Source organism: Methanothrix sp., assembly GCF_024518575.1.
Taxonomy (GTDB): Archaea; Halobacteriota; Methanosarcinia; order Methanotrichales; family Methanotrichaceae; genus Methanothrix_B.
On sequence record NZ_JANIHG010000004.1, the window covers coordinates 21024 to 46608 of the forward strand.

Annotated in this window: 20 protein-coding genes and 1 tRNA gene; 10 read left to right on the forward strand and 11 right to left on the reverse strand. The window is 54.6% G+C overall.

Translation table 11 applies throughout. The features are described 5' to 3' along the window. Positions 1-3: 3 nt before the first annotated feature. Positions 4-86: transfer RNA gene (locus NQU42_RS01640), tRNA-Leu, on the forward strand. A gap of 197 nt (positions 87-283) precedes the next feature. Here the strand turns inward: NQU42_RS01640 and acs (NQU42_RS01645) are convergent. The 4 genes from acs (NQU42_RS01645) to acs (NQU42_RS01660) form a co-directional block, all read right to left on the reverse strand. Next, the gene (gene acs / locus NQU42_RS01645; protein ID WP_296608507.1) at positions 284-2263 is read right to left on the reverse strand and encodes an acetate--CoA ligase; all 1980 of its coding nucleotides are present in this window, start codon (positions 2261-2263) and stop codon (positions 284-286) included. Continuing rightward, the gene (locus NQU42_RS01650) at positions 2256-2393 is read right to left on the reverse strand and encodes a hypothetical protein (protein ID WP_296608509.1); all 138 of its coding nucleotides are present in this window, start codon (positions 2391-2393) and stop codon (positions 2256-2258) included. Before NQU42_RS01650 ends, acs (NQU42_RS01645) begins: the two co-directional genes overlap by 8 nt. Before the next feature lie 250 nt (positions 2394-2643). Beyond that, positions 2644-4632, reverse strand: coding sequence for an acetate--CoA ligase (acs, locus tag NQU42_RS01655; RefSeq protein ID WP_296608511.1), 1989 nt, complete (start codon positions 4630-4632; stop codon positions 2644-2646). Between the two features lie 363 nt (positions 4633-4995). Then, positions 4996-6978 (reverse strand): acetate--CoA ligase, encoded by a 1983-nt coding sequence (gene acs / locus NQU42_RS01660; RefSeq protein ID WP_296608512.1) that lies wholly within the window; start codon positions 6976-6978, stop codon positions 4996-4998. 969 nt (positions 6979-7947) lie between these two features. On the opposite strand from acs (NQU42_RS01660), the gene NQU42_RS01665 reads away from it, so the two are divergent. The 4 genes from NQU42_RS01665 to NQU42_RS01680 all read left to right on the forward strand — a co-directional run bounded on the left by NQU42_RS01665 (position 7948) and on the right by NQU42_RS01680 (position 12615). Beyond that, positions 7948-9216 carry an AAA family ATPase gene (locus tag NQU42_RS01665; protein WP_296608514.1) on the forward strand — a complete coding sequence of 423 codons (1269 nt, stop codon included), beginning with the start codon at positions 7948-7950 and terminating at the stop codon, positions 9214-9216. After that, entirely contained in the window at positions 9216-9950 is a 735-nt protein-coding gene (locus tag NQU42_RS01670; protein ID WP_296608516.1) for a hypothetical protein, read from the forward strand. The genes NQU42_RS01665 and NQU42_RS01670 overlap by 1 nt, the downstream gene beginning before the upstream one ends. Beyond that, positions 9922-11397, forward strand: a complete 1476-nt coding sequence (locus NQU42_RS01675; protein WP_296608518.1) for a VWA domain-containing protein — start codon at positions 9922-9924, stop codon at positions 11395-11397. Before NQU42_RS01670 ends, NQU42_RS01675 begins: the two co-directional genes overlap by 29 nt. 291 nt (positions 11398-11688) lie before the next feature. Beyond that, the gene (locus NQU42_RS01680; RefSeq protein WP_366070002.1) at positions 11689-12615 is read left to right on the forward strand and encodes a deoxyhypusine synthase; all 927 of its coding nucleotides are present in this window, start codon (positions 11689-11691) and stop codon (positions 12613-12615) included. A gap of 329 nt (positions 12616-12944) precedes the next feature. Here NQU42_RS01680 and NQU42_RS01685 read toward each other — a convergent pair whose 3' ends face one another. From NQU42_RS01685 to NQU42_RS01710, 6 genes are all read right to left on the reverse strand, one after another. Next, on the reverse strand, positions 12945-13382 hold the full coding sequence (locus NQU42_RS01685; protein ID WP_296608522.1) for a Tfx family DNA-binding protein: 438 nt from the start codon (positions 13380-13382) through the stop codon (positions 12945-12947). Continuing rightward, the gene (locus NQU42_RS01690) at positions 13357-14118 is read right to left on the reverse strand and encodes a phosphate ABC transporter ATP-binding protein (RefSeq protein WP_296608524.1); all 762 of its coding nucleotides are present in this window, start codon (positions 14116-14118) and stop codon (positions 13357-13359) included. The genes NQU42_RS01685 and NQU42_RS01690 overlap by 26 nt, the downstream gene beginning before the upstream one ends. A gap of 1 nt (position 14119) precedes the next feature. Next, positions 14120-14806: an ABC transporter permease gene (locus NQU42_RS01695; RefSeq protein WP_296608526.1), complete on the reverse strand. Its 687-nt coding sequence runs from the start codon at positions 14804-14806 to the stop codon at positions 14120-14122. Continuing rightward, positions 14799-15677 carry a substrate-binding domain-containing protein gene (locus NQU42_RS01700; protein WP_296608528.1) on the reverse strand — a complete coding sequence of 293 codons (879 nt, stop codon included), beginning with the start codon at positions 15675-15677 and terminating at the stop codon, positions 14799-14801. The genes NQU42_RS01695 and NQU42_RS01700 overlap by 8 nt, the downstream gene beginning before the upstream one ends. Positions 15678-16179: 502 nt before the next feature. Next, positions 16180-17004, reverse strand: a complete 825-nt coding sequence (pheA, locus tag NQU42_RS01705) for a prephenate dehydratase (protein WP_296608530.1) — start codon at positions 17002-17004, stop codon at positions 16180-16182. Continuing rightward, complete coding sequence (locus NQU42_RS01710) at positions 17001-18260, reverse strand: hydroxymethylglutaryl-CoA reductase, degradative (protein ID WP_296608532.1); 1260 nt, start codon at positions 18258-18260, stop codon at positions 17001-17003. Before NQU42_RS01710 ends, pheA begins: the two co-directional genes overlap by 4 nt. 69 nt (positions 18261-18329) lie before the next feature. Here NQU42_RS01710 and NQU42_RS01715 point away from each other — a divergent pair, with 69 nt between their 5' ends. After that, positions 18330-19859, forward strand: a complete 1530-nt coding sequence (locus NQU42_RS01715) for a beta-ribofuranosylaminobenzene 5'-phosphate synthase (RefSeq protein ID WP_296608534.1) — start codon at positions 18330-18332, stop codon at positions 19857-19859. 14 nt (positions 19860-19873) lie between these two features. Then, the gene (locus NQU42_RS01720; RefSeq protein ID WP_296608535.1) at positions 19874-20923 is read left to right on the forward strand and encodes a M42 family metallopeptidase; all 1050 of its coding nucleotides are present in this window, start codon (positions 19874-19876) and stop codon (positions 20921-20923) included. 112 nt (positions 20924-21035) lie between these two features. On the opposite strand, the gene hisS is transcribed toward NQU42_RS01720, so the two are convergent. Then, complete coding sequence (gene hisS, locus NQU42_RS01725) at positions 21036-22406, reverse strand: histidine--tRNA ligase (protein ID WP_366069992.1); 1371 nt, start codon at positions 22404-22406, stop codon at positions 21036-21038. 50 nt (positions 22407-22456) lie between these two features. Here hisS and NQU42_RS01730 point away from each other — a divergent pair, with 50 nt between their 5' ends. The 3 genes from NQU42_RS01730 (at position 22457) to mgtA (ending at position 25569) form a co-directional block, all read left to right on the forward strand. Beyond that, positions 22457-22672: a DUF131 domain-containing protein gene (locus NQU42_RS01730; RefSeq protein WP_296608538.1), complete on the forward strand. Its 216-nt coding sequence runs from the start codon at positions 22457-22459 to the stop codon at positions 22670-22672. A gap of 2 nt (positions 22673-22674) precedes the next feature. Continuing rightward, complete coding sequence (locus tag NQU42_RS01735) at positions 22675-22953, forward strand: DUF131 domain-containing protein (RefSeq protein WP_296608541.1); 279 nt, start codon at positions 22675-22677, stop codon at positions 22951-22953. Between the two features lie 81 nt (positions 22954-23034). Beyond that, entirely contained in the window at positions 23035-25569 is a 2535-nt protein-coding gene (mgtA, locus tag NQU42_RS01740; RefSeq protein WP_296608543.1) for a magnesium-translocating P-type ATPase, read from the forward strand. Positions 25570-25585 lie beyond the last annotated feature (16 nt).

The following is a 25585-nucleotide window of genomic DNA, read 5'->3' on the forward strand; positions in this document are numbered from 1 at the left end:
GATGCGGGGGTTGCCAAGAGGTCAAAGGCGCAGGGCTTAGGACCCTGTCCCGAAGGGGTTCGCGGGTTCGACTCCCGTCCCCCGCATTTTGTAGCATATCTTCTCCGAGCTTTATTCTTGACTTGTGGGGGCGGGGGCTGAATTCCTCAGACTCATGTCGGCTTGATGAAAGCGGATCTCTGCCGAGCGATAAAGATGGAGAGCTTTCTAGAATACCGCGTGCTGGATTACCGCGGACAGGCTTCCATAAAACAGAATCTAAAAAATAAATGAAAATCCGCGCTCAGACTATGAGCGGGATGTTCTCCACCGACTCTGGGTTCGCGAGTGCTGAGATATCGCCGACCGGCTTGCCCAGTGCCTTTGCCTTTATGACCCTGCGCATGATCTTTCCGGATCTTGTCTTCGGCACATCCTTGACGAAGTAGACGATCTCCGGGTACGCGACCGGGCCTAGGACACTCCTGACATGCTTCGCGATGTCCTTCTTCAGATCCTCGCTCTCCTTCACGCCCTCCTTGAGGATTATGAAGGCGACGATGACCTCGCCCTTGACCTCGTCTGGCTTGCCGATGACTGCAGCCTCAGCGACAGCTGGATGCGAAACTGCAGCGGACTCGACCTCGGCATTGCTGATCCTGTGGCCCGCGACCTTGAGAACATCATCGATCCTGCCCTGGATCCACCAGTAGCCGTCCTTGTCCCTGGTCGCCTTATCGCCCGCCAGGTATGTGCCTGGCTTGATGTCCCAGTACATCTGCCAGTACTCCTTCATGTACCTCTCTGGATCCCTGAAGAAGGCGCGGAGCATCGACGGCCAGGGCGTCTTCTGGACGATGTTGCCGCCGTAGCCGAGTGGCACTGAGTTGCCGTCCTCATCGTAGATGTCTGTGTTGAATCCAGGCAGCGGGAACGCCACAGAGCCTGGCTTCTCAGGCGTCATGGGGAGCGGAGCGATCACATGGCATCCTGTCTCGGTCTGCCACCATGTATCGATGATCGGTGCCTGCCCTCCTCCGATGTTGTTCCTGAACCAGACATAGGCCTCGGGGTTGAGCGGCTCGCCCACGGATGCGAGTATCCTGATCGACTTGAGGTTGTACTTCTTCGGCCACTCATCGCCCGCCTTCATGAACATCCTGATCGCAGTGGGCGCTGTGTAGAATACAGAGACGCCGTACTCCTCGATGATGGACCACCATCTCCCAATGTCCGGATAATCTGGAGCGCCCTCGTAGAGTATGCTCGTCGCGCCGAGACAGAGCGGGCCGTAGACTACGTATGAGTGTCCTGTGATCCAGCCGCAGTCGGCTGTGCACCAGTAGACATCCTCCTCATGGACATCCAGCGCCCATGCGGTGGTGTATGCCGGACCCACACAGAATCCACCGTGAGCATGCTCAATGCCCTTCGGCTTTCCAGTTGTGCCTGATGTGTACAGTATGAAGAGCCTGTCCTCTGGATCGAGCTCCTCAGTGTGGCACTCTGCGGGCTGATCCTTGACGAGATCGTGGTACCAGACATCGCGCCCCTCCTTCATCGGCACATTAAGGCCTACCCTCTTGACCACAACAACCTTCTCGACGCTCGGGGCGTTCTGGACCGCCTCATCCACGTTCGGCTTGAGCGGGAGCGGCTTGCCGCGCCTGTAGAAGCCATCAGAGGTCACGACGACCTTTGCCTCAGCATCGGTAACCCTGCTCTGCAGGCCGCCGGCGCTGAATCCGGAGAAGACCACGCTGTGGATCGCTCCGATCTTGGCACAGGCGAGCATCGTGATCGGAAGCTCCGGTATCATGGGCAGGTAGACGCTGACCCTGTCGCCTTTCTTAACCCCCAGACTCTTCAGGCCATTTGCCATCTTGTTGACAGCCTGGTAGAGCTGGTAGTATGTTATCGCCTTTGTGTCGCCAACAGGCTCGCCGACGAAGTAGTATGCGACCTTGTTCCTGCGCCAGGACTTCGCGTGCCTGTCAACTGCGTTGTACGCGACGTTGCACTTGCCTCCAAGGAACCACTTCGCATATGGCGGGTTCCACTCGAGGATCTGTGTGTACGGCTTGAACCAGTCCGCGTATGTCTGGGCCATCTCATCCCAGAAGTCAAGGTAGTTCTGGGAGCACCACTCACGCATCTCCTTCTCTGTCTTGAAGCCCTTCTTCTTCATCCACTGGTAGGAGTTCGAGTACTCGATTATCCACTGGGGAGTATTGAATATCCTGGTCTCCTCCTGCAGAACAGCAGTCTTTGCAGTCTCAGCCATTTACATACCTCCATTCATCTAGATCTTCATGTGCTTCCGTCCCGTGATGACGCAGGCATGAGCTGAACTCGAGAACTCCTCCTGAGAAGAAGCGCATCAAGAAGTCCTCCGGCGTGTATATCCTTACCATGCCGCGATCACCTATCAGCACTGGGAGACTCCGGAAACACGATAATTTCATACGTATGTGCTCATTTATAAATCTATCGATATACAATTGTTAGTAAAAATTTGTATTAATTATTTTTCATGATACATGTAACAAAAGCGTCCTGTGTAAAAGGGTTTCGCTATCAATAAGCACATATCAGAAGCGTAAATACACAAGAGTTCTAATAGAAGATAACATCACGTAAAATCAAATAAAATATGTGGACCGCTCACTTGATGAGCGGTATGGCATCCACAGCATCCGGGTTCGCAAGCGCGGAGATATCTCCCACAGGGTTGCCCAGTGCCTTCGCCTTTATGACCCTGCGCATGATCTTTCCGGATCTTGTCTTCGGCACATCCTTGACGAAGTAGACGATCTCCGGATAAGCGACGGGCCCGAGAACGCCCCTGACGTGCTTTGCGAGCTCCTTCTTCAGATCCTCGCTCTCCTGCACGCCCTCTCTGAGTATCACGAAGGCGACGATGACCTCGCCCTTGACCTCGTCTGGCTTGCCGATGACAGCTGCCTCTGCGACCTTCGGATGCGAGACAAGCGCTGACTCGACCTCAGCGTTGCTGATCCTGTGGCCTGCGACCTTGAGAACATCATCGATCCTGCCCTGGATGAAGAAGTATCCGTCCTTGTCCCTTGTCGCCTTATCGCCAGCCAGGTACACTCCAGGCCTGATGTCCCAGTACATCTGCCAGTACTCCTTCATGTACCTCTCGGGGTCCCTGAAGAAGGCGCGGAGCATCGACGGCCAGGGTGTCGTGTTGACGATATTTCCTCCCATGCCGGATGGTACCGGGTTTGCGTCCTCATCGTAGATATCTGTGTTGAATCCGGGCAGCGGGAACGTGGGCGATCCGGGCTTGAGCGGTGTGATCGGGAGCGGGGAGACCACGAAGCATCCTGTCTCCGTCTGCCACCATGTATCCATGATCGGGCACCTGTCGCCTCCGAAGTACTTCCTGTACCATACCCATGCCTCGGGGTTGATGGGCTCTCCGACCGAGCCGAGCAGCCTGAGGCTGGAGAGATCGTACTTCTGCGGCCACTGCTCGCCAGCCTTCATGAACATTCTTATTGCAGTCGGGGCTGTGTATAATACAGACACCTTGTGCTCCTGGATTATGCTGAACCATCTTCCGAAGTCCGGATAATCTGGAGCGCCCTCGTAGAGTATGCTCGTCGCGCCGAGACAGAGCGGGCCGTAGACTACGTATGAGTGCCCTGTGATCCATCCGACATCGGCTGTGCACCACCAGACATCATTGTCCTTGAGGTCGAAGACCCAGTGGAGCGTCTGCACTGGACCAACACAGTATCCGCCATGGACGTGCTCGATGCCCTTCGGCTTGCCGGTTGTGCCTGATGTGTACAGTATGAAGAGCCTGTCCTCCGAGTCCGTCTTCTCGGTCTCGCACTCGTCAGGCTGTTTTGCTACGAGCTCGTGATACCAGACATCGCGCCCCTCCTTCATCGGCACATCTATTCCAGCTCTCTTGACCACTACAACCTTCTCGACGCTCGGGGCGTTCTGGACCGCCTCATCCACGTTCGGCTTGAGCGGGAGTGGCTTGCCGCGCCTGTAGAAGCCATCAGTGGTGACGACGACCTTCGACTCAGCATCCAGAACCCTGCTCTGCAGGCCGCCGGCACTGAATCCTGAGAAGACCACGCTGTGGATCGCTCCGATCTTTGCGCAGGCGAGCATCGCTATAGGCGTCTCTGGGATCATCGGCATGTATATGCTGACTCTATCGCCCTTCTTGACCCCTAAACTCTTCAGGCCGTTAGCGAATTTATTTACGGCCTTATAGAGATCAAGGTAAGTTATCTTCTGCACCTTTTGATCCGTCGGCTCGGGCACGAAGATGTACGCTACCTTATCCTTCTTTGCGCCCTTCGCGTGCCTGTCCACGGCGTTGTATGCGACGTTGCACTTTCCTCCAACAAACCATCTCGCATATGGAGGCTTCCACTCGAGGATCTGTGCGTACGGCTCGAACCAGTCCGCATACGTCTTCGCCATCTCGTCCCAGAACTCTATGTAATGCTGGCCGGTCCAGGCGCGCATCTCCCTCTCAGAGGTGAAGCCCTTCTTCTTCATCCACTGCATGACGTTTGAGTTCTCAGCAAGCTCCTTCGGGGGATGAAATACTCTTGTCTCCTCAAGAAGAACCGCAGTTGTAGCAGCTTTTTGCTCAGCCATTTTGACACTCCTTAACAGCCATTTTCTGCCTCCAGCCTCCTTTCCCGGTCATACCACATCTGCCCTCCCAGCAGACAAATCAGGATGTGGAGGATACGAGGCATTATTACGATTGATGATTATCTCTTTCGTTTATAAAGTTAACGTTTGAACGTAATTAATGTTTAATAATGATACTAAATGATCATTATGAAATTGTTTCTGTGAACACTTCTATTTTGTATATTACAAAATGTTGATTTGATTTTCTGATTTACGCATGATGAAATGCTCTTTAGAGAAATCCCATTATTTACCGAACTCAAACAAACGGTCAAGAAATAGGTATTTTATTAAATAAAAATAATAAAGCCGTGGGACGCTTCACACGATCTTGGGTATAGCGTCCACAGCCTCTGGATTTGCGAGAGTGGAGATGTCCCCGACAGGCTGGCCCATCGCCTTGGCCCTTATGACCCTGCGCATGATCTTTCCGGATCTTGTCTTTGGCACGTCCTTGACGAAGTATATCGCCTCGGGCGTGGCCACTGGCCCCAACGTCTCCCTGATATGCTTTGCGATATCTTTCTTCAGTTCCTCGCTCTCCGGAACGCCCTCTCTCAGTATGGCGAATACTATTATGACCTCGCCCTTGACCGGATCCGGCTTGCCGATGACAGCTGCCTCTGCAACCTTCGGATGTGAAACTGCAGCGGACTCGACCTCCGAGTTCCCGATTCTGTGGCCCGCGACCTTTATGACATCATCGATCCTGCCCTGGATCCAGAAGTAGCCATCCTCATCCCTTCGTCCCTTATCGCCCGCCAGGTATGTGCCAGGCCTGACGTTCCAGTATGTCTCCCAGTATGTCCTGAAGTACCTCTGCGGATCCTTGTAGAAATCTCTGAGCATCGACGGGTACGGCTCCAGTATGACGATGTTTCCTCCCTCTCCTGGAGGCACAGGCTTTCCAGCCTCATCCCATACGTCCATGCTGTATCCCGGCAGAGCGAACGTGCAGCTTCCAGGCTTGAGCGGCGTGATCGGCAATGGAGAGCCTATGAATGTGCCGGTCTCGGTCTGCCACCATGTATCCATTATCTGGAGCTCATCCCTTCCGATGTTCTTCCTGTACCAGACCCATGCCTCGGGATTGATCGGCTCGCCCACGGTGCCCAGCAGCCTTAAACTCTTCAGGTTGTACTTCGCAGGCCACTGCTCGCCGGCCCTCATGAACATCCTTATTGCGGTAGGCGCTGTGTAGAGCACGTTGACGCCGAACTCCTCTATTATCGACCACCATCTTCCGAAGTCCGGATAATCTGGAGAGCCCTCGTAGATTATGCTCGTCGCGCCGAGGGAGAGCGGGCCATATACGATATACGAGTGGCCAGTGACCCATCCGATATCTGCGGTGCACCACCATACATCATCTTCCTTGAGATCGAAGACCCAGTGGAGAGTCTGCGGAACACCAACGCAGTACCCGCCGTGCGCATGCTCGATGCCCTTCGGCTTTCCTGTTGTTCCCGATGTGTACAGGATATACAGTCTGTGCTCTGGATCGAGCTGCTCCGTCTCGCACTCAGCAGGCTGATCCTTGACGAGATCATGCCACCATATATCCCTGTCTTTATTCCACGGGATATCCTGGCCGGTCCTCTTGTAGACGATCTGATGCTCTATTGTTGGAGCCTCCTGAATCCCCTCATCAGCCTGCTTCTTCAACTCAACGATCTTTCCGCGCCTCCAGAAGCCATCCGTTGTGATCGATATCTTCGACTCCGCATCCATAACCCTGTCAGCATAAGCCTTTGAGCTGAATCCCGAGAAGACGACGCTGTGGATCGCGCCGATCTTTGCGCATGCGAGCATCGCTATCGGCAGCTCCGGGATCATCGGCATGTAAATGCTGACTCTGTCTCCCTTCTTAATCCCTAGACTCTTCAGGCCGTTTGCGAGCTTGTTGACCTCCCTGTATAGATCCCCATAGGTGAACTTCCTTACGTCGCCAAGAGGCTCTCCCACTGCGATATAAGCTACCTTATTCCTCCTCCAGGACTTAGCATGCCTGTCCACCGCGTTGTAGGCCATGTTGCACTTGCCGCCAACGAACCACTTGGCATACGGGGGCTTCCAGTCGAGAACCTGCTTGTAGGGCTCAAACCAGTCCGCATACGTCTTTGCCATCTCGTCCCAGAACTCCACGTAGTTCTTCGAGCACCACTCGCGCATCTCCTTCTCTGTCTTGAAGCCCTTCTTCTTCATCCACTGCATGACATTTGAGTTCTCGACCAGCTCCTTCGGGGGATGGAACAGCCTCCTCTCCTCGAGAAGGACCGCGGTCTTTGCGGTTTCCTCGGCCATTTTTATAAACCTCCTTTCATCTCCATCCGCCGCGTGGTCTGAGGGATAGGGCGGCAGATGTTAATGATAGATTATTGTAATGATTAATAAAGCTATTGGTGCACCGTCCTATTTGCACATCATTTCCACGACAATATAATAAATAATAATTATAGTTCCCATCTCAAACCGCACTCAGAGAGGTTAATCATATTTGTATGATTTATCCATAAAATTCAGTTTTTGGTTAAATATTCAAAACGTATTTTCATAATGCGGATGTGACCCATATCTGCAGATGCCATGAACCCCAGTGACGGATTGACCAGAACCAAAGATAGTCTCTCGTTTTTATTAAAACCGCGCCAAAGAAAGCATTTCGCAATTCCAATATGATACCATTTTGGTAAGAAAAATAAAGGTTTTATTCAATTTATGTGCTACTGAGCACCACATAAATTATTCCTACTGGGCAGTGGTCTTTATGCCTTAAGGTGGATAATTTGGCTGGCTCATCTCCGCAGATTATCGGAGATCCGGATGGAGCCGGGTTTTCGAAATTTGCGGAGTCCCTTTTCTGTCACACTCTGCCAATCCGCTAGTGGATGAACCACCTGGTTTTGCTCCATTTGTCATCGGTTAGGGTTTCTATGCAATATAATATGATGAATATTTAACAATTTTCCTGCCATCGTATGTATGCTGCCTGATAAGATCGATAGCAATCGTCAAGAATCTTAATTTCAAGATAATACCTATGTAAAAATTATTAATCAATTCTTGCGTCGAACTGCATTAACCGATGACACATGGGTTTTGCTCTATATTGCTGGTAGATAAGCAGGCAGAAGATCCCTCCAGGAAGAAAGTCACGCACGACTTGGTCTGCTGTGCAGGTCTCCTTCCGGGAATTCACAGCATGCCATCTGCGCAACAGCGCTTTGCACTGCAGGAAAGCCTTTAAGCCCATCCGCTCATCTCTGGGGTTGAATGGAAGCTGCTAGCCTGCTCTCTAAGATCACCTCAATTAAAGATGCCCTGGATGAGCTGCGCCTTCACGTCGGAGTCAAGGATCTCTCCATAGGATCGGAGAGGTTCAACGCGCAGCTGATCTTCTGCATGGCAAACGCCTGCCTGAGAAACAGGGCGGTCCTCCTGTACGGCGGCATGGGCGCGAACAAGACCACCCTTGTTAACATCCTTGGAAGCGCTTTCATGAACATGAGTTTTGACGATGTTGAGAACCTGATGGTCTCCGGCCACCCAGAGCAGACCGAGGAGAAGATCATCGGATTCATAGATCCGAGACAGTGGATGCAGCCATCTGGCACTGAAATCAGAGTGCTCTGGACGCCCTGGGCGAGGTCCAGGTGGAAGCTCATAAACGAGATCAACAGATTCCCTGCCGGAAAGCAAAACCTCTTCCTTGAGATAATCAAGAAGCGAAAGCTGACCTATGCTGGCCAGGTGCTGGAGCCTGGAGATACCTGCTACTTCGCCACGATGAACCCCGAGTTCAGCTCCACGTACCCGGTGGATGAGGCTCTTATGGACAGAATATCGGCATGCGTTCCTGCGATACAGCCCGGCCTTCTCGCGGGCCTGAACCTCGCGGAGCGCACTGAGGAGGTGAGGGATCTTGCGGAGCAGCTCCCTAGGTTCTCAAGGGATGAGTTCGATGCATTGCCTCGTGCTGTTGATGAGATAATGCTTGATCCTCTCACAGAGCTCTGCATCGTCTCGCTGGTCCGCGACTTCACGCTCTGCGAGCGCGCGCCATGCTTCGACAAGACCCAGCTATCCGGCAGAAACCCTAACCATGGTCTTTGCACAGGCTGCCATTACTTCAACAATCCAGAGGTGTGCTGCTGGCAGATCGATGAGGGGCTCTCGGACAGGGTCCGTCAGGATCTCAGGTCGTTCACGAAGGCTGTCTCGTTCGTCTCAGGCCTCAAGAAGGATAACAAGATAGAGGTCCTGAGGGCGGTTGCACCTTACGTGATATGGCACAGGGTCACACCTAACCGCTCGATGCTCGAGCGACCTCCATACTACGGCACAAGGCGCCTCGAGTATATCTCCGATCTCGTGCAGAAGAGCATAGACAGGACGGTCAACGAGCGCGGCGAGATGAACATGATATTCTCGAGGGCTATCGATGGAGAGATCTCCTTTGACAGAGCCATAAAGGAGCTCTCTGAGTACGACGATCCGATCGCGAGGCTGGATTACATCCCCATGTTGGAGAGGATGGCGTAATGGGCCTTAAGAACCTGATGGAGAGCGCATACGGAGGAAAGACCCGGCACAGGAGGCTTGACTCTGAGAAGGGTGAGAGGGTCATAAGCCTCGAGGATCTAGCCGACAGGGTCGGAGACCATCCGAAGAAGGAGGAGGTCGCAGAGCTCCTCAACGATGAGATAATCCCAAGGATGATATCAAGCATACCGCAGGGGAAGAAGGAGTCCCTGATATGGGGGTATATCACGAGCATCGCTGCAGAGAGGTCCGCGTCTTATGTGGTTGTCAGGCCGATGGATTTCGCAGGGCTTGAGCTCTCTGGTGGAATGCTAATCCTGATGGGAGATGAAAAGAAGAGACCATCACATGTGGGCGAGAGGATGCGCTCAGGCATGATCCGACTTGGCGAGGCCGGGGATTACCTCGGCCAGGGCATGAGCGGTGGCGGGATAGTCGCGTCCTCCTGCGGGACCTACGCATTCCGCGACATGCGCGGCGGCTGGGGCGTGATCCTGGGAGATGCCGGGAGCTTCATAGGTGTCAACAACTCCGGCGGCAGGATACTTGTTAAGGGCAACGCAGGCGAGAGGGCTGGCTGGCTGATGCGCTCCGGGCGCCTCACAGTGCTGGGAGACGCCGGAGACTACCTGGGGATCCTTGCGAAGGGCGGCGTTATAAAGATCCGCGGTGATGCCGGAAGGAATGTCGGCTGGAGGGCTGGCGGTGTCAGGATCGAGATCATCAGAGGATGAGATGCTCAGAATATGGGAGGCGGCGCGGAGCGAATGGCACTACCCCCAGCTTCCCCGGCCTGTGATATCCTCTGAGAGCTCAGGCGTCTTTCCATTCGATAACTACAGGATATCCATCACAGAGTACGATCTGCAGGACTCGTTATATATGGAGAGCCTCTTCGAGCACATCATCCTTCATTACATTTTCTGCCCGAGGTCGCTTGAGGTTGCTGGTGAGCTCGCCCTAGCAGCGCTGAGGGGCATCAAAAGGAATGACGTGAAACTTGCGAGGACGATCGTGAATATATTCAGTGATATAGTTGTAGACTCATTCAGGCTGGAGCGGAGCGAGTCTGATGAGCTCAAGGTGGTTCGCCTCTGGAGGCGCATAGCGGAGGGGGTTGAATCGGATCTCGATGTTGCGGTCATATCTTTTCTCGAGAGCTACTGGTCGGTGGATCTGTGCGGCGCTACCGAGACGCCCGAGTCCAGACTTCTGCTGCAGGTCTTCTCTCCTGGAGTCCGGGATAGATCCCTCTGGAAGAGACAGTGCCAGCAGATGGCCATGGTACTCTCTCCACTTTCCCCGGGCTCTCTTGGAAGGGACGAGATCAGATCTCTTGAGATCCTGCGCGGGAATGCGAGATCTGCGCCGCTTTCAGGTCTCGCCTCCGAGCTTGAGCCAGTTGAGTACATGAGGTGCCTGGAAGTGCTTGGCATCAGGGGAGATCTCAAGCGCTGGTACCGCGACCAGGGGTACAGGATAGAGATCGCGGCGAGCAGGTCCAGCAGGAGCGATACATACCCGACAGGCACATCGAGATGGCGCTTCGATGATTCTCCGAGCGATCTGGATGTCAACTACTCACTCAGCATGAGCCCCAGGCTGGTTCCGGGAGTGACCACTTACAGGAGGGATCAAGAGTCCTGCAGCATGGCGCCTGGCCGTTCTGAGGTCCCGGATCTTCTTGTTGTTCTAGACAGCAGCAGGTCCATGGATGGCCACAGGAGGGGATCCAGGACATTCTATGCGACGCTGGCCGCGTTCAAGGCTGCGCAGTTCGCCTACGAGCAGGGCGCTGAGCTCGCTGCGATAAACTTCAGCGAGAGCTTTCTGGTTCAGCCGTGGTGCAGGGACCTCGATGCCGTGGAGGATGTTCTGGTCGAGTACCTCTGCGGGAGAACGAACATACCAGGGAGCAGGATGCTGGAGCTCGTGAAGGAGAGGAGGGGATGCCTGATACTCTGCATAACAGACACAGGTATACAGAACCTCTACACACAGTGGGATTATCTGAAGGAGGCTGCCTCACTCGGCAGGTTTGTGCTCTTCTGCATAGATGAGAAGGGGAAGGACAGATACGTCCTGGAAGCCCTCGGCTCTCTCGGCAGGGTTTATCACATAAACACGCCCGAAGACCTCATATCTCTCGTCGTGGAGACCGCAGAGGATGCGTATGGGTAGTATCCGGCTGAACTTTACGCGGTTCTGGCAGTCAGAATTCCACACCATTACCAGTGCGCTCGATTCCACATGTTTCGCCGAGAATTCTGTCGGAGCGTTCTGGTTCGGTCATATCTCTTCAGCGATTCAGCACATGGCCTGCAGTTCGCCATCCTCTGAATGCGCCAGATCTCACCAAAACAGTCAGAAACTCCGGCCTGAAGACCGGAGTCTCCGCTACCCCTGCACTCCAGGGGTTTATGAAGGCGATCGACGCATAAGATGCAGATGTTCTCCAACGGGGCGATATCGATGGACAATGTTCGGCAGCTTTCTGTAAAGCCAAAGATGAGCGTGGATGAGCTGGTGAGGGGCATGGAGGGCTGCGGCTTCGGCGCACGCAGGCTCGCACGTGCCGCCGAGATCTATCAGGAGATGGTTGAGGGGGATTACAGGAAGTTCTTCACCCTGGCAGGCGCGATGGTGCCTGCTGGCATGAGGGATCTGATCTCCGATCTTATAAGGAGAGGATTGATTGATGTGCTCGTCACGACCGGAGCGAATCTGGTGCACGATATTGTTGAATCATTCAGCCATCACCGCCTTGGATATGTTGAGGCGGACGACTCGGAGCTGAGGAGATCGGGGGTATCGAGGATATATGATGTGTACATAACAGACGATGACTTCGTTAGATTCGAGGATCTGGTCCAGAATCTGCTTCCTGACAGGGAGGACCCCCTCTCCGGAAGGGAGCTGCTGGCGGAGATCGGGTCGAGGATAGAGGACAGAAGATCTATACTGAGAAGCGCCAGCGATTGTGGCGTGCCTGTGTTCTGCCCAGCGATAACGGACTCGATGATAGGGCTTCAGGCATGGCTCCACAGGCAGACAAAAAAACTGAACATAGATCTTATCGATGATGTGAGGGAGATCGTCGATATATGCTACGAATCAGATAGAGCTGGGATACTCATTGTCGGTGGGGGAGTTCCCAAGAACTTCGCCCTGCAGTCGATGCTTGTGACCCCGAACAGCTTCAGGCTTGCGATCCAGCTCACAACAGACCATCCCGAAGGAGGCGGGCTCTCGGGCGCGACGCTCTCTGAGGCGATATCCTGGGGGAAGATAGATCCTGAGGCAAAGCACGTCACTGTCTACGGGGACGCGACCATAACTCTTCCGGTTCTTGTTGCATCTGTCATCACCAGGGTCGAGGGGAGAGGTGCACGCGATTAGTTTCCGCAAGGGCTCTTCATTCTCGCTCAGATAGGGAAGAACTCCAATAATCAAATGCGTGGATGGCACCTTCAGATCGACTGCGCGATCAGTGCGCGGGAGCGTGATAAGTCCTTCAGTTGCAGTAAGTTCGGGCCAGGCAGGCGTTTGCCGAAAACTCCGATGCGACAAGCAGAGGCGTGCCAAAAGGATGAAAGCTTCAAGGTTAGTTTTGTCCAGGAACACCCAGACACAGGAGGTTAACAATTTCATGCTTTCATGGCAAGCGTTCATATTCAGATCAGAATGGCCAGACCATCCCCTGCAAAGGAGAAAGGATAAAGCATCGATCAAGCCGCTTTGGTTGCGCAGCTCTCAACCTCCTCAACATAGATCTCCCCTTCCTCTGTGACGTATATCTCAACGCTCCTCTCGATGACTCTTCTTCTCGTGAGGTTCGGGGCGATCTCCTTCAATTCCGCCAGGATGTCTATGGAGTTCACCGGCAGCTTCAATCCCCGCGCGTCGGCCTCTCTGAATATGATCCCGGGCAGGGAGAAGAGGTCTGTGCCCTCAGGGATCCTGACGGCAACAGGCGCCTGGATCATCTTCCACTGTTTTAGCGTCGCAAGCGCGCGCTCGATGTTCTGCATCGCCCTTCTCTCCAGTATGCTGACATTCGATCTGGTCGTGCCAATGATCGCGGCCACCTCCTCCTGCGACCTCCCGCATCTTCTGAGACGGAGGACCTGGATCTGTCTCTCAGTGAGAAATCCGTGTGAGTTCATGTATGAACCTCCTGTCCAGATGCCTCAACATCCCCGCATGCAGGAACTCCCTCACTTCATCAGAATCAGAGCCCATCAGGAGATCTGGGGATCCGGATGATACCACCCTGCCGTCCATGATGATCACAATCCTGTCAGCAAGGCGCACCGCCTGGGGCAGGTCGTGGGTCGATATGACAACTGTCATCCCCCTCATCTTCGCGCTTGATATCAGATCCTCTATGACATAAGATGTTCTGGGATCGAGATTGGCGGTCGGCTCATCGAGAAGCAGTATCTCCGGGGAGATCGCGAGAGCTCTTGCAAGTGCCACCCTCTGCATCTCACCTCCTGAGAGCATCCTTGCGGGCCTTCTCTCATATCCCTCGAGGCCGACATCAGAGAGGGCTGCTTTGACCCTCTTATCGATCTCATCTTTCGACAAACGGCGTATCCTGAGGCCGTATGCCACGTTATCGTAAACCGTGCCCCTGAGCATGAGAGGCCGCTGGAAGACCACGCCGATCCGGCGCCTGGCTGCCAGCTTCTCGCTCTCGTTCTTCGGGGCCTCACCCCTGAAGAGCACGCGACCCTTTGAGGGAACCTCGATGAGATCCATCACCCTCAGAAGCGTTGTCTTTCCGGCTCCTGTTGGGCCGATAATCCCCAGCGTCTCGCCGGTCCTGACCTCAATGTTTATGTCCTTCAATATCTGCCTCCCGTTCCTCTCAACGCTCACATCTTCAAGCTGGATCATCCTACCACTCCTGGAGCCTGCCGACCACTGTGTTCACCACCAGGGCTATCGAGATCAGAATCAGGCCGAGGGCTATTGACATCTCCAGGTTCCCCATGGAAGTCTCGAGGGCGATCGCAGTCGTGAGAACTCTTGTATAGCCCCTTATGTTTCCCCCGATCATCATCGCGACGCCCACCTCTGACAGGGCTCTCCCGAAGCCGAGAAGCAGAGCCGCAAGCACAGGTCCCCTCGCCTCCGCTATAACCGTCCGGATCGTCTGAAATCTGTCAGCTCCAAGCGATATGGCTGTGTCCCTGAGATCGTCACTTACATTACTCAGAGCTGATATCGTGAGCCCGAGGATGACAGGTGTTATGAGCACTGACTGGCCGATGATCATTCCATAGGGAGTGTAGAGAAGTCCACAGCTTCCGAGCGGACCCTCCCTTGATATGAGCAGGAATACGAAGAGTCCGACGGTCACAGTGGGGATGCTGTAAAGAGTCTGGATGAGATTTATCAAACCACTCCTCCCCGGGAAGTGATGGAAATATATTAGACTTCCAAGAGGCACATTGATCAGAGATGCGATGGTGACCGAGGAGAGTGCGATTAAAAATGATCGGAGCGTGACCTCTATCACCTCCGGGTTCAGTTCGAGTATCAGCTCGATCGCTCTGATGAATCCTCTTGTTATCTCATCCAACTCTGCTCACCATCTCTCCCGGACATTCCGCTTCATTGCATCCGATCTCCGTGCAGCGACCAGCGGCTGGATAGAACAGCGCTCTCCCATACATTCCGTAGTTGGCTATGATCTCCTGTCCCTCCTGGGAAAGAAGAAACTCCAAGAACCTCTCAGCAAGATCCAGATGTTTCGATGCAGAGACCGGTATTGCAGCGTATACATTTAGCAGCTCCTCGCTCTCGGTCACCAGAGGCACGAGGCTGAGGTTGCCCGCGAATGCCATGTATGTCGACATATCCGTGAGCGTGTAGGCTCTCTTCTCATCTGCCATGATCAGCGTCGCGCCCATACCCTGGCCTGACTCCAGGTACCATCTACCTGCAGGCTCGATGCCCGCGCTCTTCCAGAGCTGCTTCTCACGCGCATCTGTCCCGGAGCTGTCGCCGCGGGAGACAAACCGCACATCTGGATCTCTCTCGCCAGCATCTGCAATCATCCTGAACGCCTCGGATGCGTTCCTGCCCTTTATCCCTGCAGGATCATCAGCAGGGCCGACGATGTAGAAGTAGTTGTACGCAAAGCATCTCCTCTCAAGGCCGTAGCCTCCGGCTATGAACTCCCTCTCCCTCTCAACATCATGAACGAGGAGGAGATCCACATCCCCGCGCCTCCCCTGCTCCAGCGCGAATCCTGTCCCCCCAGAGATGATGTCGACCTCCACCCCATACTCCTCCTCGAACCGGCTCTCGAGGGCATCGAGAAGCTTTGTATCATAAAGGCTCGTTGTCGTCGCGACTCTCAGCCTTTCATCCGCTGTCCCGCCCGCGGAGAGCAGGCAGATCAGGAATGTTACAAAAAGCAGCTGGACATAACAACTCAGTGATACCATGCTCCACTCCTGTAAACGATAATGCTGACAACGCCGCATGTATGTAAGCGTTTGGGTGTCAGAACGCATCTGCATATTCCCGAATAACTGAGAGAAGAGGCACATTTAACATAACGTTTGTATCGAGCTCCCCCTTGCTCAGGCGAAAGACCTGCTGTGTTGGATAAGTCCTAAAATTCGCAACCGAAAGGCCGTTAGGGGGTAAAGATGGAAATTAGCCAAGAATCGATGCCTAGAGATGAAATTCTGAAAAGGTGATCCAACACAGCTGAAAGACCACAAAACAAGTCTGACGCTTCTACCTGGTGGCGTGCATGTGTGCCCATCAGCCACGGGATCCTACGTATCCGCACGATATTCGCTCTTAACCTATGATAAATTGTCCATGGGGGCATTGGTCCTCCTGTGCGCTCCTGGCGAATGAATGAGCTCTCCTATCAACCGATTAGAATGAACTCGCTGAATAGACCAGAGCGACGATATTTTGTGGAAGTTCGACCCGTCACACTGTGTCTAAGGGGATATGGTCTTTCGGATAAGATCCCAGAACCCTGACCATGCTCGCAGCCCGTCCAACCCCTTCAAGCGATTCTCTCACAGCATCGTCCTCGATATGGCCCTCGAGATCTATGAAGAAGTAGTAATCCCCCAGCTCCCTTCTGCTGGGCCGCGATTCTATCCTGGTGAGATTGATGTTTCTGACCGCGAACTCTCTCAGAATGGAGAAGAGCGCTCCAGGCCTGTCCTTCTCGAGGTATACCACTATCGAAGTTCTGTCATCGCCTGTCTTCCTCGCAATCTCTCTTGAGAGAACAACAAATCGCGTTACATTGTTCTTCGAGTCCTGTATATCCCTGTCGAGCACCTTGAGACCGTAGGTCTTGGCAGCCTCCTCATTCGCTATCGCAGCCATCTCCGGGAACTCCTGTGCCAGCCTGGCAGCGTGGCTTGTGGAGCCGGTGGTCCTGACCTCCACGCCCGGATACCTCCGGCGGAGGTAATGCCTGCACTGGGCGAGCGCCTGGGGATGTGAGAGTATGATTCTGACGCTATCGGGATCGCCTCTCCCCAGAAGACAGTGCCTTATCGGGATCACAACCTCTCCGCATATGAAGAGTGATCTTCTGAGCAGCAGATCCATCGTCAGCGCCACAGACCCTTCCAGGCTGTTCTCAAGCGGAACGACTCCCGCATCAGCTTCGCTGCGCTCAACAGCAACGAAGACGTCTTCTATATCATCGAGGTACACAAGCTCTGCATCAGGAAATCGCCTTGATGCGGCCATCTCCGAGTAGGAGCCCTTCGGCCCGAGAACAGCCACCCTCACGCAGCACCACCCAGCTCCCTTAGAAGCTCAGACGCCCTCTCGATGTTTATCCTCCGCTCGGACGCCATCCTCTCAGCGATGATCTCGACCATCTCTCCCCTTGCTCCCGCCTGTAGCGCGATGTTTCTCGCATGCAACGACATGTGCCCCCGCTGGATGCCCTCTGTGGCAAGAGCCCTCAAAGCCGCGAAGTTCTGAGCGAGGCCGACTGCTGCTATTATCCTGCTCAGCTCGTCCGCAGATCTCACGCCCAGTATCCTCACAGCCGCCCGTGCGACCGGATGGACACGTGTGGCTCCGCCCACAAGCCCGACTGCTACCGGAAGTTCTATTGTGCCAACGAGATCTCCGTTGTCGTCGATCTCGTATCTGGATAGAGACGAGTACTGCCCGGATCTGGCGGCGTATGCATGCGCTCCCGCCTCGACTGCGCGGGTGTCGTTGCCAGTTGCGAGAACAACAGCAGTAACCCCGTTCATGATGCCCTTGTTGTGCGTGGCAGCCCTGTAAGGATCGACCTCGGCGAGCGCTGCGGCTTTGAAGACCGCAGAGACCGCCTCAGCTCCCCCAATTGCATCTGCTCTGAAGACCGCCCGCGCCCTGGCGAGGCGCATGTCCGCGAGGTTCGAGATTATCCGGAGATGAACCCTTCCGCCTGTCAGACGCCCGATCTCAGGGGCCACAGCCTCAGCCATCGTGTTCACAGCGTTCGCGCCCATCGCGTCCCTGCAGTCGACAAGCAGATGCGTGACGACCATGGGACCTGCTCTCGAATCTATGACATGCACCTCAAGGCCCACGGCTCCCCCGCCGAGCCTGACGAGCATCGGGTCGACATCGTTTGCGATCCTCACTATCTCAGAGGCATGCTCCAGGATCCTGCACCTTGCTCCATACGGGTCCTTCAGATCAACAGCCTGGATCTGTGCCCTCATCACAGGTCCTGTCGAGCTTGTGAAGAACCCTCCCCCTTCGCGCGCCATCCTGGCGCCGTTGCTGGCGGCTGCTATGACCGATGGCTCCTCGGTGGCCATTGGAACCAGAACCTCGCGCCCGTCTATTATGAAGTTTGTAGCGATCCCGAGCGGAACCTGGAAGAGACCGATCACATTCTCCACCATCTTGTCTGCCTGTTCCACGCTCAGACCGCTCTTTATCATCTCCTCTATCTCAGCCGCACCGCATGCTTCGACGATCTTTCCAAGCCGCTCATCGGGAGGCAGCTTGTAGAATCCCGGGAGTCTCGAACTCATCATCTCAATGCCCCATTAAGCCAGGATCCAGGAAGGGAAAAACTTTATTCCATTCTCTCAGATTTCATAAACATGACCTTTGCCTTTCCTGTGGCCCAGGAGATAGCGAGGCTCGAAAGGATCGTGGGCAGGCTCAGTCCTGTACAGAAGATGCTTCTGGGAACCGATGGCTCTGTGACGAGCCTGCTGGAGGTGATCACAGGAGCACCGGTGGGGATCGAGACGCTCGAGCAGAGGGTGGTGCCGGCGACCGAGGATGTCGCTGGAGAGCTCAACATAGAGGTCGGAGAGGACGTCAATTACCGTGTTGTCCGGCTGAAGAACGCTCGCACAGGCGAGACGCTGATACATGCGGTCTCATACACCCCGCTCAAGAGGCTGGAGCCTGGCTTCAGGAACGACCTGATGCGCGCTGACATCCCGATAGGCCAGATACTCCACAAGCACCGCATAGAGTCGCGGCGGGATATAACAAAGACGGAGTGCGAGCACGCAGACGAGAGGATGAGCCAGCTATTCAACATCTTCCCCAGGGAGCTGATGCTCTCCAGAAGGTACAAGATCATAAGAAAGGGCGAGCCTCTGATAGCCATAAGGGAGACGTTCCCATACAACATGTTCCAAGACGCCAGAAGGGTGATCATAGAGACGCCTGCCAGGATCCACATGACGCTCACAGACCTATGCGGCGAGGCTGGGCGGGTCGATGGCGGTGTGGGAATTGCGCTCGACAAGCCGAATATAGTTGTGGAGGGCGAGATCGACAGGGAGCTCTCAGTTGATGGCGCAGAGGCGGAGAGAGCGCTGGACGCGGCGAAAAAGGTCGCTGAAAGATTCGGGCTTGGAGGAGCCCGTATATCTGTCAGAAGCTGCTACAGGACGCATGTGGGTCTCGGCAGCGGCACACAGCTCGCTGTGGCTGTTGGAAAGACTCTCTGCGAGCTTTACGGGCATAAGGCGAAGATCAGGGATATAGCATCTGCAGTGAGCCGCGGCGGGACCAGCGGCATAGGCGTCGCTGCATTTGAGATGGGCGGGTTTATAGTGGACGGCGGGCACACATTCGGCCCGGGCAGGGAGAAGTCCGACTTCAGGCCGTCCTCCGCCAGCGCTGGAGTCAGACCACCGCCCGTGATCGCGCGCCACGACTTTCCTGAAAACTGGAGGATTGTCCTTGCTGTGCCGAACATAGAGAAGGGCGCATACGGGCAGCGCGAGGTCGATATATTCAGGGAGTACTGCCCTGTCCCTCTCTCAGAGGTCCAGGAGCTCTGCTACCAGATAATGGTCAGGATGATGCCATCCGTTATTGAGGAGGACCTCGATACCTTCGGGATGGCTGTAAACAGAATACAGCAACTGGGCTTCAAGCGTGTGGAGGTCGAGCTGCAGCATCCGATGGTCAAGATGCTGATGCAGGAGATGGTCTCGGCTGGCGCTGCATGCGCTGGCCTGAGCTCGTTCGGACCCACAGTCTACGCGATAACCGACACGAACACAAGGGAGATAGAGTCCGCGGCCCGTGATGTTATGGGCGATACCGGCGGCGAGATTATTATAACAAGATCGAGGAACGAGGGGGCCAGGATAAGGACCGCCTGACAGGAGGATTTGAGATGAGATCTTTGCTTGAGAGGCTCAGCAACGCCCATGGAATCTCGGGGAGAGAGGGGGGCGTGATGCAGATAATAAGAGAAGAGATCGCTCCCCACGTCGATGATGTTCAGACAGACACACTGGGAAACCTGGTCGCTACCAGGAGGGGCAAAAGGCCATCGGTGATGATTGCAGCACATGCCGATGAGATAGGCCTGATGGTAAAATTCGTTGACGATAAGGGATTCGTGTACTTCGTGAAGATCGGCGGCTGGTTCGATCAGACGCTTCTGAACCAGAGGGTGATACTTCACACGAAGAGCGGGCCTGTGGTCGGTGTCATCGGATCAAAACCGCCGCATGTCATGAAGGAGGAAGACAAAAAGAAACCTGTGGAATCCAGGGATATGTTCATAGATGTGGGGGCCAGGGACCAGAATGAAGCAAAGGAGATGGGTATAGTTCCTGGGGTGCCCATAACCATTGACAGATCATTCGCCCCACTGAGAGGGGACAGGGTCACCGGGAAGGCATTCGACAATCGTGCCGGTGTGGTGATGATGATTGAGGCCCTGAAGAGGACCAGGACAGAGTGTATGGTCTACGCGGTCAGCACCGTGATGGAGGAGGTTGGCCTGAAGGGTGCCAAGACGTGCGCATTTGGTATCAAGCCTGATCTGGCCATAGTCACGGACACGACGATTCCAGGGGATCATCCCGGTATAGAGAAGAAGGACTCCGCCCTCGAGATGGGGAAGGGTCCTGTCATAACAGTCGTGGACGCTTCGGGACGGGGGCTGATAGCAGACGAGGATGTGCTCGACTGGCTTCAAAAGACTGCTGAGCAGTTCAGCATACCCGTACAGCTCGATGTCTCTGGTGGAGGAACGACAGATGCGACCGCGATCCAGCTCTCGAGAGATGGTGTGAAAACAGGAGTCGTGAGCATCGCCACGAGGTACATCCACTCGCCTGTGGAGGTTCTGAGCCTGGAGGATCTTGATAAGGGAGCTGAGCTGATCGCGAGGGCGCTCGAGACAGCTCCGAGGTACTTCAGACTGGAAGGTTAGCCGTTGACTCAGAGCAGATCCGCGCTGCCCGAAGCTGTCCAAACCCGTTCACAATCCAGGGGACGGTGCCACAGCCGGAGATCTGCCTGTTTTTTTGGGATAGGCGATATCCCTATTTTGTGGTTCGCGCAAAAGCGCTTCTCAGCCGCTCCTCGATCGCCTCAATGCTCAGCTCCTCCTGAGAGCCGCTTGTCATGTTCCTGAGAACGAGCTTCCCGGAGTCGAGCTCTCTTCTTCCGACGATTATGACGTGCTCGGCGTTGATCGAAGATGCGGACTTCAGCTGAGCGCTCAGGGAGCGTCCCATGACATCGATGATTACAGGGGAGACATTCCTGAGACGCTTTGCGATCCGAATAGCATCAACCTTCACATCAGGCGTGAAGGCCAGAACCACAGGGGGTATTGGCGGATCAACCTCGCCAACAACCTCCATTATCCTGTCGAATCCGAGTCCAAAGCCTGTGGAGAACGTCTCCGATCCTCCAAACAGACTTGCAAGCTCGTAAGATCCGCCGCCGCATATCTGGTTCTGGGCTCCGAGACCTGAGGCGTATATCTCGAAGACAGTTCCGGTGTAGTATTCAAGACCGCGCACTATCTCGAAGTCGACAGTCGCATCGACACCGTATGCATCGAGAAGCTCCAGCATCTCCCTGAAATCGCTCAGTTTCATCTCCGACTCAGGAGATCTGCCGGACCTCGCAGAGGCGCGTGCGCCCTCTCTCCTGCTCTCTCCGCATGCCGCCTCCAGAGAAGAATGCGCGCTCCCTGCGCCCTCTGTTGAGATCTCGACGGATGATAGGGCAGCGCTGAGCTCCTCGGCTCTGTCAAGCGCTCCCTTTCCCTTAAGGCTGATCAGCTCCATGATGCCCAGATCCTCCGCCCCTATGCTCTGGAGCAGCTCCCTGAGCGCATCCCTTTCCTTCTTGTCGATGAGCCTCATTATGCTCTGCCTGTGTGCCTCAGGGACCTTCTTCAGCATCGATCTAATCAGTCCAAGATACCCGATGTGGATATCCCCTCTGATGCCGACTGCTCTCAGGACCTCGTCGGCCATCGCTATGACCTCGGCCTCTGAGTCAGAGCGCCTTCCTCCGATGAGCTCGCAGCCGAGCTGCCAGAACTCCCTGAACCTGCCCTTCTGTGGCCTCTCATACCTGAAACAGTTGGCGAAGTAGTACAGCCTTAACGGCTTCGGGGCGCTGTGAAGCTCGCCGACATACATCCTCATAACAGGTGCGGTGAGCTCGGGCCTGAGGGCGATATCCCTGCCGCCCTTGTCCTTGAAGCTGTATATCTCCTCTATGACTCCCTCACCTGATTTGAGCGTGAAGAGCTCGAGGTGCTCAAAAGTCGGAGTCACGACCTCACGGTACCCCCACCGCTCCATCACATCTATCATCTTTTCCCTGACTGCACGCCTTCTGTGGGCCTCCTCAGGCGGGAAGTCCCTGGTCCCTCTGGGTCTCTGGATCATCACCCACGAATTCGCAAAAATGCCTTTATATCTTGCGGCTATACTTTGAATTGATGCTCCGCCTGATCGGCTGGTCCCTGATACTGATGGGTATCCTCATAACAATCATCTCCCTCATCTCATCAGATCTTCACATGAGCGAGTTCGGGGGAGTGCTACTCATAGGCCCGATACCGATCGTCTTCGGATCCACGCCGGGCATGGCATTCGCAGCCATGCTTCTCACGATAGCGCTCATGCTGATCTCCATAGCGCTCTGGAGGAGATAGAGTTGCTGCTGATTGGAATTATCATCATAATCGCGGGGATCATGCTTCTGATGCTCGATAGCGTAATGCGTGAGCGGAGGGGGAACGAGGAGATGGAGATGCCCGCAGAAAGGGGCGAGATCCGGGGAGGAGCGGTTGTGATGATCGGACCCATTCCAGTGGTGATCGGATCTGATCAAAGGACGGCTGCGATTCTGATGGCGCTGGCCATTGCTCTCATGGCAATCTGGCTGGTCTCAGCGTATCTGGGTCATTTCGCAGCGCTGTTGGGGTTCAGTTAGTCTCTCTGCCCATGCCTGAGAGGGTGAGTTTCCGCTGGCACCTGCAGATTAGAAGTGTTGTGATTCGAGGGAGATGATCGCGTGGTTCAGGAGGGCATTTCTGCTTTCTGGGCGCTCAGCACAGAGGATGTGATGAAAGAGCTTGCCACAGGACCGGCTGGCCTTAGTGAGTCTGAGGCCGAGGAGAGGCTCAGAAAGTATGGTTCGAATATCCCCTGGCGGCGGAGGCAGCCAAAAGATCTGGTTCTTCTGCTCTCTCAGTTCAGAAGCCCCATAATCATACTGCTCGTCTTCGCTGCACTGCTCTCCTTATACCTGCACCAGAATTTAGAGGCGGGCCTTGTACTGGTAATAGTCTTCGCAAGCGGGATCCTGGGTTTCTGGCAGGAGAGAACTGCTGCAGGCACAATAGCCAGGCTTCTGGCAATGGTTCAGGTCAGGGTAACCGTCGTGCGGGCAGGCTCCGAAAAGGAGATCCCGCTTGAGAATGTTGTGCCGGGGGACATCATCATTCTCAGAGCAGGAGATGTCATTCCGGGAGACTGCCGCATCTTGGAGGCCAGAGATCTCTTCGTCAATGAGGCTGCACTCACAGGCGAGACGTATCCCGTTGAGAAAACGACTGAAACCCTGCCTGAGGATACACCCATGGCAGAAAGGCGCAACAGCCTGTTCATGGGAACAAGCGTTGTCAACGGAACCGCAACCGCCATCGTGGTGCATACAGGAAGGAAGACTGAGTTCGGCAGGATATCGCATCATCTGGAGCTCGGAAGGCCCGAGACAGATTTCGAGAGGGGCCTCAGAAGCTTTGGATATTTTCTCATGGAGCTCACACTGCTGCTTGTGGTGGTGATCTTCGCCATCAATGTCTATCTGGAGAGGCCTGTACTCGAATCTTTTCTGTTCTCCCTTGCTCTGGCAGTAGGCCTGACACCACAGCTTCTGCCAGCGATAGTGAGCGTCAACCTGGCACACGGAGCGAGAGAGATGGCCGCACTCCGGGTGATCGTCAAGCGGCTCGCCTCCATAGAGAACTTCGGCAGCATGAACGTCCTCTGCTGCGACAAAACCGGAACGCTTACCGAAGGGGCAGCGAAGATGCATGCCGCTCTGGGTGTGGATGGAAGGGAGAACCAGAATGTTTTCCTCCTCGCATATCTCAACGCATTCTACCAAACCGGCTTCACAAATCCCATAGATCAAGCCATACTCAGCTATTGCCAGCCAGACATATCTGGTTTCAAGAAGCTGAACGAAGTCCCCTATGACTTTGTTCGCAAGAGGTTGAGCATCCTAGTCTCCAGAGAGGGAGATAGCCTGATGATCACCAAGGGCGCCCTGAGAAGTGTTCTGGAGATATCCAGCTCAGCTCAGACCGCTGATGGCATTGTAGATATCGATTCCGTCAAAGAGAACCTACAGCAGATCTTTGGCGATTTCAGCAGCGAGGGATACAGGGTGCTGGGTCTCGCCCACAAAAAGATATCTGGGACAGCTATAACAAAGGATGATGAGAGCGATATGACCTTTCTTGGCTTTCTCATATTCTTTGATCCCCCAAAGGAGGGCATAGCCAGAACTGTGGCAAACCTCGCAGGCCTTGGCGTGAACCTGAAGATGATCACAGGGGACAACAAACTTGTAGCATCAGCTATTGGTGAAGAGGTTGGCCTGAGAAAGGGTATCGTTCTCACAGGCAGCGACCTAAGAAAGATCAGTGACGAGGCGCTCCAGAGACTGGTTCGTGATGTTGACATATTCGCTGAAGTCGAGCCGAACCAGAAGGAGCGGATAATCCTCGCTCTGAGAAGAAACGGCGATGTGATCGGCTACATGGGAGATGGCATCAACGATGTATCTGCCTTGCACGCCTCAGACATCAGCATCTCTGTTGAGAATGCGGTGGATATTGCCAAAGATGCGGCTGATATTGTCCTTATGGAAAAAGATCTGAACGTTCTTGTTAGGGGCGTGGTCGCTGGCCGAAAGACGTTCGCCAACACCATGAAGTATGTCTTCATGGCAACATCTGCCAATTTCGGCAACATGTTCAGCATGGCCCTCCTCTCGCTATTTCTGCCGTTTCTCCCAATGCTTCCAGTCCAGGTGCTCCTGACCAATCTCCTCACCGATCTGCCGGAGATGGCTATAGCCACCGACTCTGTTGACCCTGAAAATCTGATCAGCCCCAGGCGTTGGTCGATAAGGCTCATCCGCGACTTTATGGCGGTCTTCGGACTGCTGAGCTCCCTGTTCGACTACCTGACCTTCGGAGCACTTCTGTTTCTGCTCCACGCCAACACAGCCCAGTTCCGAACAGGCTGGTTCATGGAGTCCGTTATATCCGCCTCGATGGTTGTGCTGGTCATACGCACAAGGCGGCCTTTCTTCAGATCTGTGCCCAGTCGATACCTTGTCGCATCAACCCTGGCAGTGGGAGCAGCCGCAATTCTGCTGCCCTACACGCCTCTCGGAAGAGTATTCATGTTCACGCCGCTTCCCCTGAGTTTCCTGAGTGCAACCGTCGTGATTGTGGTCGTATACGTTCTCACAGCAGAGATGGCCAAGAGTATGTTCTACAGAAAATCCGCTTGGCTGTATGATAGGAGTTAGGTGCATGAGCACAGCC

Excerpts from the sequence above, each read along its gene's own strand:
- acs (WP_296608511.1), bottom strand. The coding sequence starts at position 4,632 with ATGGCTGAGCAAAAAGCTGCTACAACTGCGGTTCTTCTTGAGGAGACA.
- NQU42_RS01720 (WP_296608535.1), top strand. The coding sequence starts at position 19,874 with ATGAGATCTTTGCTTGAGAGGCTCAGCAACGCCCATGGAATCTCGGGG.
- NQU42_RS01690 (WP_296608524.1), bottom strand. The coding sequence starts at position 14,118 with ATGATCCAGCTTGAAGATGTGAGCGTTGAGAGGAACGGGAGGCAGATA.
- NQU42_RS01715 (WP_296608534.1), top strand. The coding sequence starts at position 18,330 with ATGACCTTTGCCTTTCCTGTGGCCCAGGAGATAGCGAGGCTCGAAAGG.
- NQU42_RS01730 (WP_296608538.1), top strand. The coding sequence starts at position 22,457 with ATGCTCCGCCTGATCGGCTGGTCCCTGATACTGATGGGTATCCTCATA.
- NQU42_RS01650 (WP_296608509.1), bottom strand. The coding sequence starts at position 2,393 with ATGGTAAGGATATACACGCCGGAGGACTTCTTGATGCGCTTCTTCTCA.
- acs (WP_296608512.1), bottom strand. The coding sequence starts at position 6,978 with ATGGCCGAGGAAACCGCAAAGACCGCGGTCCTTCTCGAGGAGAGGAGG.
- NQU42_RS01670 (WP_296608516.1), top strand. The coding sequence starts at position 9,216 with ATGGGCCTTAAGAACCTGATGGAGAGCGCATACGGAGGAAAGACCCGG.
- acs (WP_296608507.1), bottom strand. The coding sequence starts at position 2,263 with ATGGCTGAGACTGCAAAGACTGCTGTTCTGCAGGAGGAGACCAGGATA.
- NQU42_RS01700 (WP_296608528.1), bottom strand. The coding sequence starts at position 15,677 with ATGGTATCACTGAGTTGTTATGTCCAGCTGCTTTTTGTAACATTCCTG.
- NQU42_RS01710 (WP_296608532.1), bottom strand. The coding sequence starts at position 18,260 with ATGATGAGTTCGAGACTCCCGGGATTCTACAAGCTGCCTCCCGATGAG.
- NQU42_RS01665 (WP_296608514.1), top strand. The coding sequence starts at position 7,948 with ATGGAAGCTGCTAGCCTGCTCTCTAAGATCACCTCAATTAAAGATGCC.
- NQU42_RS01680 (WP_366070002.1), top strand. The coding sequence starts at position 11,689 with ATGGACAATGTTCGGCAGCTTTCTGTAAAGCCAAAGATGAGCGTGGAT.
- NQU42_RS01685 (WP_296608522.1), bottom strand. The coding sequence starts at position 13,382 with ATGAACTCACACGGATTTCTCACTGAGAGACAGATCCAGGTCCTCCGT.